Origin of the sequence: Acinetobacter sp. NCu2D-2 (assembly GCF_001647675.1) — a bacterium.
Lineage (GTDB): Bacteria > Pseudomonadota > Gammaproteobacteria > Pseudomonadales > Moraxellaceae > Acinetobacter.
Genome location: NZ_CP015594.1, coordinates 846,180 through 857,185, shown reverse-complemented (window position 1 = coordinate 857,185; position 11,006 = coordinate 846,180). Strand labels below are relative to the sequence as shown.

Sequence of the window (11,006 nt, the reverse complement as noted above, 5' to 3'; positions counted from 1 at the left end):
CCTTATTATTTTTGAACTTTTAAATACTGATGAACTTTAACTGCTTGGGCGGGATTCACCCACCAATAGTCCGTTCCTACACTTAGCTTTGGTGCAACTTTAGGACGCTCATATATATTCCAATAGGCATACCAATTGCTGCCTTTTCCGTAAGTTGGAATTTGATAATAGCCTGCTCGAAGTAATCGATCTAACACCTTTGTATGCAAAACCAATTGTTGACGATTAGGCGCATAAATAATTTTTTGAATCGCATCATCAATCACGGGGTTTTTAATACCAGCATAATTATAGTTGCTAGGCTGATCTGCCGATGCACTTCCCCAAAATTGTGATTGCTCATTGCCAGGATTGAGCGACTGTGGCAGAACATTGGTGGTCATATCAAAGTCTTTACTGCGCATCCGTTCGATATACTGAGGCACATCCACATGCCGAATATTCACCTGTATGCCTAATCGTTTCAGATTACGAATAAATGGCATTAATGTACGCTGCAAGCCATCCTGATGAATGAGAAATTCAAGTTGAATGGCTTTGCCTTTTTTATCGAGCAGTTTGCCCTGCTGAAAACGATATCCCGCTTTTAACAATACATCACGTGCAATAAGAAGATTATTGCGATTAAAGCCACTACCATCCGAAATCGGATATTTCCAATCTCGCAACACGCCTATACGTTGAGTGGGATCTAATTGCTTTAAATACGGTTGAATTTGTTGTAATTCTTCAGGGGATGGTTTCCCTTTGGCTTCTAACTCACTATTACTGAAGAAGCTCTGTAGACGTTTATATTGCCCATAAAAAAGTGCTTTATTTTGCCACTCGAAATCATATGCATATGTCAAAGCCTTACGAAACTGTATGTCCTGCATCGGATTACGGCGTGTATTAAATACAAAGCTCTGAGTCGGAATTGGATTTTGGTGATTATAGTTATACTTCACCACCATGTTATTTGTCACTGCTGGAAACTGGTATTCAGTCACCCACTTACGCGCAGTGAACTCTTCATGGAACGTATATTGCCCCGACTTAAACCCTTCAAATGCAACATCTAGATTTCGATAGTAGACATATTTAATTCGATCAAAATTATATTTTCCGCGATTTACTGCAAGGTCTTTGCCCCAATATTTTGGATTGCGTTTAAAGCTAATACTGCGTCCAGCATCAATGCTTTCCAGCACATAAGGTCCCGACCCTAAAATCGGTTTTAATGTAACGCGGGTAAAATCTTTATTCTGCCAGTCTTTTTTTGAATAGATAGGCATCTGCGCCAAAATAAGTGGCATTTCCGCATTGTTACCAGACTTAAATGTCATCTTCACTTGATAAGTCGATAACACTTCAGTTTTGGCTAAATCGGACAAATACATTTGTAAGCCTGGATTGGCTTTAGTGGTATAGGTATCGAAACTAAATTTGACGTCATGTGCCGTCAACGGACTGCCATCACTAAATTTAGCCTTAGGATTCAAATGATAAATCACATAAGCAGTATGCTGCGGATCATATGTCACTTTTTCTGCAAGCAAAGGATACATAATACCCGGTTCATCGAGTGAACTTTGCATTAAGGTATCAAATAGGTATTCCGCGCCCTGAGCAGAAGACCCTTTACCATTCATACTATTTAAATTATCAAAAGTTCCATTGCCTGACCGTATAAACGAACCACCTTTGGGGGCTTGAGGATTGGCATAAGGCATCGCAGGCAAATGTGCATATTTGGGCTGACTATGAATCGCAATATAGGGTGTGGTCTGCAATGCAGCCCACCCTACTTGTGTCATCATCGAACATCCACAAACAAACATCAGCCGTTTTGCAAGCGCAAACGCCATATCAACTCTCCCTGTTGATGCTTCGATAGTTATAGGTTTGGTACTTTAATTACGTCACCAATACGCAATTGCGTATTTGGTTTTAAATCATTCATTTCAGCAAGTGCTGATGAATCTAAACCATAACGAGATGCGAGTCCAATCAAAGTATCACCACGTTTCACTTTATATTCGGTCACTGTTTTTGGCACCTGAATATTCTGTCCAACACGTAAGCCCGCTTTAGGACTTAAGTTATTCAATTCAGCCAATTCAGCTACGCTTATACCAACACGGTGTGCGATCGCATTTAATGACTCACCTGATTTCACCACATATTTTTCAGTCGCCTTAGATGAGTTTTTGCTTGTACTTATAACTGTTTCTTGTTTTTTAGCTTCAGGTAGCTCACCTTCAACATTCAAACGCTGTCCAACACGTAGTGAACTAGTACTACTTAACTCGTTGAGTTCTGCCAAATACTTCACTTGAAGTTTGTAGTCACGCGCAATTGAGGTCAATGTCTCGCCAGATTTCACCACATGAATATCAGACTTCACACCTTTAACCGCTTTCTCGGCAACTTTTTCAACTGTTGCTGTAGGAGTTACATCACCTGTTAATTTTAAATTCTGACCTACACGTAAACCTGTAGAGCGTGAAATACCGTTCAAATCTGCAATATGATCAATGGTTGTATTGTACTTCGCTGCAATGCCCGACAGGGTATCACCTGATTGAACTGTATATTTTTCAGGAAGCTTATTACTTGCAGGTACTTTAAGTGTCTGACCAAAACGCAGGCCACTATTAGCATTTAAACCATTTAAAGCGGCGAGTTCTGCAACTGTGATCTTATTCTGATTCGCAATGCTATACAGCGTTTCACCACGTTTTACTTCATGATTTTCAGTCTTATCAACTTTGACATTGGAAATTTTCTGCTCAACCACTTTGGCTGAAACTTCTTCCACATCATTCAGTGGCACATTAATTTTCTGCCCCACATTTAAACTACTTGATGCAGTTAAACCCGGCGTCAATGCAGCAAGTTCAGCATTGGATAATGCATAACGGTCGGCAATCAGTTTTAGATATTCACCGCGTTTCACTACATAAGTTTTAGTTTGAACCTTAGTCGATTCTGCTTTTTTAAGTTCCTCAACTTTGGCTTTCGCAGGTTCCTTAAGGAGCAGCTTTTGACCCACAAATAATCCACTGTTTGTGGTTAATCCATTGTAATCCGCCAATTGCTTCACACTTAAACCAAACTGATTCGCCACCCCTGTTAATGAATCATTGGCTTGAACCACATAAGTTTCAGGTTTAGCAGCAGGTTTTTTCGCTTCAGCAACAGGTTTGGCATCATAGAGGTAAATTGTTGTACCAACGTACAATGTTGCATTTGGATCAATCTGATTCCACTTGGCAACATCACGCCAATTTACGCCATTTTTAGCGGCAATCATGGCTAAGTTATCGCCTGGTAAAACCGTATAAGTGCTGCGTTTGCCTTTTGGTGCAACAGCAACAACTTCTGAATCAGTTTTCACATAGGTTTTACCCTGATTCAACTTCGCTTCAACAGAATCAGCTTTAGTCTGTTCAGCAACATCTTTCGGGTAAGAGAAACCTTTTGTTAATTCTTTACCTTGCTGTTCAGCAACCGATAAGCTGGTTTGGATTGCAGTAAGTTTAATCTTGCCATCATATGGGTCGACAATTTCGGTACCAACTGGCGCAATGGCTTTAATCTCTTCAACCACTTGTGCTTGTTCAGTTGCAGTTGCAACAGGTTTTAAGATTTCATCGACTGATTTAGACAAGTCTTCAGCGACAACAACAGCATGGATCTGTTCACGTTCCGCAGCAGTAATTGGTGGTTCAACCTGAATTTGTTTGCTCGGCACCACTGGGTTTACAGCCACTGGAATACGCGGTGCACTTGGAATAGGTAATTCACTTTTTGCAGCAAATTCAGCTAAGGCAGCAGACCCCTTAGGCGTAACTGCGACTTTCGCAGGTGCTGTCGTTGTTTTTGCTGCTGCAGTCACATTAGGTGTTGCTGTTGTAGATACCGCGGCTGGTGTTGCTGCCGTAGCAACAGGTGTTTTTGGCTTGATCGTGGTTGAAGCTGTAATTGCTGGAGTCACCACCGTCGTTGCAGGCTTCGAAACAACCGCAGGTTGAGCTGGTTTTAATGCCGGAGGTGCAGCTTTAATTGGGGTAATGGTATTGGTTGCTTTAGGTGCAGCAGGTGAGCCCGCCCAGAGTCCAGTCGAACTTGACTGTAAATTTTTCAAACGGGCATCAATTGCAGGGCTCAAGTCGGCAGGAATCAAAATTTTACGCGGACTTTCAGGATCAATACGATCACCACGATGCCCTGGGTTTAACTGATACAGCTCTGCACGGCTTAAACCTGTAATTGCTGAAATTTCATTTAAACTTGCTGCGCCTACACTGACTTCACGGAAGTGAGGACGATTGGCAATTGGTGGTAAGTACACGCCATATTTACTTGGATTTTTAATAATTTGTGCCACAGCAAGGAATCGTGGCACATAGTTCATGGTTTCTTCTGGAAGTTTTAAAGACCAGTAATCGGTTGGTAAACCTGCAGCTTTATTTCGGTTAATGGCCTGCTGAATACGACCTGGACCCGCATTGTAAGACGCTAATGCCAATTCCCATGAGCCAAACTGATTATATAAACTACCTAAAAACTCATAGGCTGCACGTGTAGATTCCACCACATCGCGTCGACCATCATACAGTGAGGTCTGTTTTAAACCATAAATACGACCTGTACTTGGAATAAACTGCCATAAACCCGCTGCTGCTGCACTACTGGTTGCCGCAGGGTCATAAGAACTTTCAATAATAGGTAAAAGTGCCAATTCGGTTGGCATACCACGGCGTTCAGCTTCTTTAACTGTGTGGTACAAATAACGTGAAGCACGCGCACTTAAACGATCTAGGTAAGGCTGGCGTGAAGCAAACCATGCACGCTGTGCATCCACACGGGGATGCCATGTGGTGAGATCCATTTTAAAACCAACCGTCATACGCTTCCAAACATCACCATGTTTGAGAACCAGTAAACGATCACCTTCTACAGCACGCATATCGGTCGCCGACAGTAAGTCTTCCAAACCATCTATGCTATTGGCACCGAGGTATTGTCCAGCTTGTTTAGATTTTGATGTTTGACTGGCACTTGGATTAGAAGAACAGCCCGTCAGACCCAGAGATGCAAGTGCTGCGCCTAAAACTGATATTTTTATGAATGAAGGTAACGAAGGCTGCCACAACATTGCAGTTGGTTTATACATATAGAAATCCAAACAACTCGTATAAATTTATTTTTTAAGATATGCCATTGTAAATAAGCTTGTCTCAGAGACAAGGCAATAATTTAACGTGAATTCACGTTAAATGTTACAAGAAATTAAAATTTACCGATCATATAGCTTCATCAGATGCTTTTGCGTTATACAATAGAGCGCTTAGATAGTTCTTTTTTGATCGGATTTGATATATGTCACAGACAATCACACTCTATGTTGACGGTGCTTGCCGCGGTAATGGTAAAGATATTGCCGTTGGGGGTTGGGGTGCCTATATCTCATGTGGTTCTGAAGAATACAAAATTTATGGTGGAGAACTACAAACCACCAATAACCGTATGGAGCTGAGTGCTGCCATTGAAGGCGTGCGCTATTGTCCACAGGATGCCAAATTGATTATTTGGACCGACTCCAATTACGTCAAACAAGGCATTACAGAATGGATTCACGGTTGGAAAAAGAAAAACTGGAAAGATGTCAAAAATCCTGACCTGTGGAAAGAACTGGATGCCGTCTGCCAAGGTCGTGACATCGAATGGAACTGGATTAAAGGTCATGCTGGACATGAAGGCAACGAAATGGCAGATCATCTAGCCAACCTAGGTGCAGATCTTGCCCTAGAAAAAGGTGAAAAAGCACGTCAAGTTCCTCCATCCCCTTTTGATCTGACATCACGTGGCAATAACGATAAAAAAAAACCGCAATCTGATTGGCTCTTAGATGATCCTTTCGGTTTTGATTTGATGGAAGCCGAACCAGTGGATGAAGAAGTTATTTTAGAAACTGCTGAAGAAGTACAAATGAGTACGTCTGTTTCAGATACTGAACAAACAACCACATTATCGAACCCAATAGATTCTGATGAATCTAAAAAAACACATCCTGATATTGTGATTACACCTGCGACCAAAAAATTGCATGGTCCCCGCCAACTCATTCTCGATACCGAAACCACAGGTTTCTATTATCAAGACGGCGATCGCATTATTGAGGTGGGTGCAATTGAGATGATTAACCGTAAACTCACCGGTAGCTCAATTCACATCTATATCAATCCAAAAAAATCCGTGGGTGAATCTGAAAATGTCCATGGTATTTCAGATGATTTCTTAAAAGACAAACCGCTGTATGAAGATATTGCCAATACACTTTTTGATTATTTAAAAGGGGCAGAGATCATTGCACATAACGCAAGCTTCGATATGAACTTCCTTGATATGGAGTTCACACGTGCGGGCTTCCCTGCTTTATCTGAAGTTTGTGCAGTCACTGATACTCTGGCTATGGCCAAGTCTAAGCATCCAGGGCAAAAAAACTCACTTGATGCCTTAGTACGCCGCTACGAAATTCCACAACGTGACCGTACTTTCCACGGTGCCTTACTCGATGCGGAAATTTTGGCAGACGTCTATTTGGCAATGACCGGTGGTCAGGTGTCTTTTGATATTGATGCGCTGTCTCATACCGAAGAAGAAAATGCCAGCTCAGGACCTGCAAAAGTTGAAATCGATTTGCCTGTCATTCATGCTTCTGAAGAAGAACTTGAGAAACATGAGAAATGGGTCAAACAATTTGAAGAAAAACATGGCATGCCATGCCTTTTTGCCAAATAAAAACTCGATTTCCTTGCATATTTTCTGTATAAAAAATCAGTACTTCAGTTATAGTAATTAGAAAGAGGTCCCGCAGCAAAAAGCGGGACTCATAAATTGATAATACTTCAGGAAAGGTGCAGATCATGTCTTACCAAACCTCTATACATTTTGACCCGACAGCGCTACTGATAATAAAAAATGAGGTTGATAACTCGATCAAATTAGTTGAATCAGCAGTAAGCACCTTAGTTGAAGATCAAAGCTTACCTTTTGGGATTGAAGACGCATTAACTCAATTTGAACAATGTGCACAGGTACTGGCGCTGATTGATATGTCTACGCTGGCTCAAGTTGCAGAGTATTCGGCAGAACTCATGCGTAAGATTATGGCCAATCCTGCTGAAATTAACACACGTGAAGTGATTGCCTTAAGTGAAGGCACAACGATGTTAAAGCGTTACATCGAATTCATTTGCTTACGTGAAGTGAAAATTCCTCAATTCTTGCTCGATACTGTCAATCGCCTAGAATTGGCTCTAGGTAAACCGCTAAGCACTGAAGGCCAGCCAATCGAAAAACTGCTGGATGGCATGACGCCAGAACTTCAACTGCCACAAGCACCACAGCTTGAAAAATCACAATATGTGCATCAACTGTATAAACTGTCTTTAAATAAGCTGCTACGCCAAGAAGAAACTGAACTTGATCTTCAAGCGATAAAACTCGTCGGTGCTTATCTAGCAGGATTATCTGATCAGCACATCAGTAAGCAATATTGGAATTTGGTTTTTGTAGCATTCAATCATATTGAACACCTAATTTTGAATGAACCGCGTCTTCGCACATTCATTAGTATTGAACGCAACATGGCGCAATACTTCGATGCGCCAGACCGTTTCAAGGCTTCTATCAGTGATTTAGCCAATGTCTTGAGTCTATGTATCAGCCAAGAAGACGAAGTATCGCAACAAATTCGTAGTCAGCTAAATCTAGGCGATGAATCATTAACGGATACGCAATTACAAGTGTTCAGTCGTCATTTGTATGGCCCTGATTTTGAAACCATGCATACCATTAGTGAGCTTGTGACCACGGAAATGGCACAAATTCGTAATGATATTGAGTTTAACTATCAAAGCATGACACCTGAAAAAACTAAGGAATTGCAAACACAGTTAACCAATCTCGCGAATATTTTTAAGGTTTTAAACCTAAATGAAGCCTATTCAGATTTAGTTGGTCAAGCAAAATCACTCGATAATGCTGATCAATTAAAAGATGAAAACTTTGCGCAGCAACTGATGAAAGTCATTCTGTCTGCAATGAATTCCATTGGTGTATTAGAGCGCCATCATACTTCAAGCCGTTTACAACTTCGTGTCAACAATATGAATATTTCGCTGGATCGTTTAGATGAAGCGCATGAAGCATTACTGACCGAAGCGAAACTTGCAATTGAAACTACCAGCCAACTGCTCGTCACTTATCTGCAAGATCATAATTTAGTGAATCTCGCTCACGTGCCTGAGCAATGCCGAGAAATTGGTGGCGCAATGCTGTTCTTAGGTGCTGAACAAGGTCAAGTGGCGTTAAAAGCAACTGCTGACTTTTTACAAAGCAGCATTGACCGTTCAACTGCATTAAGTGAAAGTGATGTTAGCCATGCACTAGATGCGCTTGCAACTGCCGACATGCTGATTGATAACTTAAAGAATAAACAGCCTGTATTACAATCGATGTTTAATGTAGCATTAGACAGTAGTGAGAAACTAAAAACTGTAGCCTAATGTCAAATCTGTCACTTGCATATATCTTTCAACAACAACAACTTCTCGTCGATCAAGACTTTCAACTTCCTCGAGTTGAAAGTCTTGCAAGTGATCTTCAGGTAAGCTCGGGTGATCAAGTCATTGCCCGAGATTTACTTCCTAATGAGCCAATTCCAGAAGGCTTGCAATTGGTTCCGATCCGTCAGCTTTTACAATATTGGACTACGTCTCAATTTGAACAAGCCAGCCGTGCTATTCAACTCTTAGAATGGCGCCGCAATCATCGTTTTTGCAGCCATTGTGGTACCCCGACTCAACCACATGCAACCGAACACGCGATGGTGTGCCCAGCTTGCCATTATCGTCAGTATCCTCGTGTACAACCTTGTGTGATTACGGTCATTACCCGCGGTGAAGATGAAATTTTACTGGCAAAAAATGCGCGCAATAAAACCAGTCAAATGTATGGATTGATTGCTGGATTTGTTGAAGTTGGGGAAACTTTAGAGGAAGCGGTTCGCCGTGAAACTGAAGAAGAAGTCGGTTTAAAATTAAAAAATATTCAATACTTGGCAAGTCAACCATGGCCTTTTCCAAGTAACTTGATGATCGCGTTTAAAGCAGAATACGCAGGTGGCGATCTCAAGCTTCAGGAAGAAGAAATCAGTGATGCTGCTTTTTTCAAATTTGATCAACTGCCCGAAATTCCATTTAAAGGCAGTATTGCACACGCCATGATCATGCATGTTACACAAGGTCAACCTGTTGCAGATGACACAAAAGCATGGCTCTAAGCCATGCTTTTTTTAAGTTAAGGTTTAAAAGTATCTTCAAGTGCCCACATCACCTTTTCTTTCGTACTGAAGAATCGGCTAAATAAGCTCGATAATGAACCAATCAAAGAAATATGCCCAAGTTTTGGCACCATAATCAACTGACTATGATTGCCATTTTCTTTGAGGATGCGATCTAAATCATGGCTATTGTAGTGCCCGACAACCTTATCTTTTTCTGCCACAATTAAATAATGCTTAATTGGTGTTTTTTGCACAAAGTAATATGGCATAACCTGCTGATAAGGAACGGCTTGATCAAAGGCATCTGCACAAATAGGATCATCTTTATAATCAAAATGATAAGGACCAGCCAAGCCAATCATTGAACGTATATTGATCTCGGTATTTAAAGGCGTTTCAGATGGATAATACAAGCCCGACATCACATTAAACGCCCCTGCCGAATGCCCCATCAAAATGATATTTTCCGCAGAAATATCGTGTTTAGAAGCATTCTGGTGCAAGTAATTCAGCAGTACATGTAAATCATCAACTGATGCAGGGAAGATATATTCTGGTGCTAAATGATAATTCATAATCACCACGTCATATCCCTCTTTGGCAAAGCTTTCACCAATAAAGAAATAATCCTTTTTATCGCCATGTAACCATGCACCACCATGTACAAATACAATCAAAGGACGATGTGCGAGTGGCTGATCACTTTTAAATAAGTCAAAGCGCTGGCGTGCTTTTAAGCCAAATGCCAGCTGAGTTTCAACTTGATAGCCCTGCCGTGGTGTTAAATGATTAAGACTATAACTTGCTAAATCATACAGCCTGAAATCTTGATAATAGTCTTTCGCTTTCTTAAAACTTTGTTTTAAAACTTTTTGGATTTCCTTCATTTAGCTGTCTGGTTCCGCATTATTCGGGTCAATTGCGACAGGTGTTTGCACTGTTGGCATCACAGAACTGTATGCAGTATTTGGACTAAGTTGGTCAACGTTATCAACCAACTTCACTATTTTAGTCACGTTGCCGACTTGGCTGAGTACTTGATCTAAGTCATTTTCTTCAGCTGTATTAAGGCGTCCCATAATATACAGCACGCCATTTTCAGTATGCACGTTTACTTTACTGTCTGACACCACAGGCGCTTTCATAATCAGACCACGGGTATTTGCAGTCACTGCAGTATCTTGCATAATCGTGCTATAACTAATTTGATGACCCACAGTAATAAAGTTATGTACGGTTTTGACATCAGACATTGCACGTACATTATCTTCTGCTAATTGACGTAAATGCTCATCAGGCACTTGACCAGTCAACAATACATTGCCATGGAAACTTTCAATATTGACACGTGATTGTTTAAAACGCGCATCTAATTTATAGAGGTTGATTTTTGCGGTTCTGACAATAGAAGAGTCAATAAAAACTTGACCTAAACTTCTTGCACCTTGATCGGTACCTACAGGTGCTGGACCTGTCCCCTGTGAAATAAAGCTCGCGCAACCCGACAGAGATGCGACACACAGCATTGTTATTGCAATACGCTTAACCACTCAGCAAAACTCCCGATTTAGCCAATCTTTATTTAGTATCATGTGACCCTCATCACCACATTATATCGGCTGTATTTTTAAGTGAAAATTCATACAATCCATATAAAAAATAATGTAGG

The 11,006-nt window shown here is 41.0% G+C and carries 7 protein-coding genes; 3 read left to right on the top strand and 4 right to left on the bottom strand.

Annotated elements, in window-relative coordinates:
• Nucleotides 1–5: 5 nt before the first annotated feature.
• Nucleotides 6–1,847 (bottom strand): extracellular solute-binding protein, encoded by a 1,842-nt coding sequence (locus tag A3K93_RS03935; RefSeq protein WP_067729141.1) that lies wholly within the window; start codon nucleotides 1,845–1,847, stop codon nucleotides 6–8.
• Nucleotides 1,848–1,876: 29 nt separating this feature from the next.
• Nucleotides 1,877–5,161: a lytic transglycosylase gene (locus A3K93_RS03930; RefSeq protein ID WP_067729139.1), complete on the bottom strand. Its 3,285-nt coding sequence runs from the start codon at nucleotides 5,159–5,161 to the stop codon at nucleotides 1,877–1,879.
• Between the two features lie 206 nt (nucleotides 5,162–5,367).
• Here A3K93_RS03930 and dnaQ point away from each other — a divergent pair, with 206 nt between their 5' ends.
• The 3 genes from dnaQ to nudC all read left to right on the top strand — a co-directional run bounded on the left by dnaQ (nucleotide 5,368) and on the right by nudC (nucleotide 9,334).
• Nucleotides 5,368–6,789, top strand: coding sequence for a DNA polymerase III subunit epsilon (gene dnaQ, locus A3K93_RS03925; protein ID WP_067729137.1), 1,422 nt, complete (start codon nucleotides 5,368–5,370; stop codon nucleotides 6,787–6,789).
• Between the two features lie 125 nt (nucleotides 6,790–6,914).
• A complete protein-coding gene (locus tag A3K93_RS03920) occupies nucleotides 6,915–8,558 on the top strand; it encodes a chemotaxis protein (protein ID WP_067729135.1) in 1,644 nt (547 codons plus the stop codon).
• Complete coding sequence (gene nudC / locus A3K93_RS03915) at nucleotides 8,558–9,334, top strand: NAD(+) diphosphatase (RefSeq protein ID WP_067729133.1); 777 nt, start codon at nucleotides 8,558–8,560, stop codon at nucleotides 9,332–9,334. Before A3K93_RS03920 ends, nudC begins: the two co-directional genes overlap by 1 nt.
• 17 nt (nucleotides 9,335–9,351) lie before the next feature.
• Here the strand turns inward: nudC and A3K93_RS03910 are convergent, their stop codons facing one another.
• Both A3K93_RS03910 and A3K93_RS03905 read right to left on the bottom strand, forming a co-directional pair.
• Nucleotides 9,352–10,224 carry an alpha/beta hydrolase gene (locus A3K93_RS03910; protein ID WP_067729131.1) on the bottom strand — a complete coding sequence of 291 codons (873 nt, stop codon included), beginning with the start codon at nucleotides 10,222–10,224 and terminating at the stop codon, nucleotides 9,352–9,354.
• Nucleotides 10,225–10,887 (bottom strand): BON domain-containing protein, encoded by a 663-nt coding sequence (locus tag A3K93_RS03905; protein ID WP_067729129.1) that lies wholly within the window; start codon nucleotides 10,885–10,887, stop codon nucleotides 10,225–10,227. It abuts the gene before it with no gap.
• Nucleotides 10,888–11,006 lie beyond the last annotated feature (119 nt).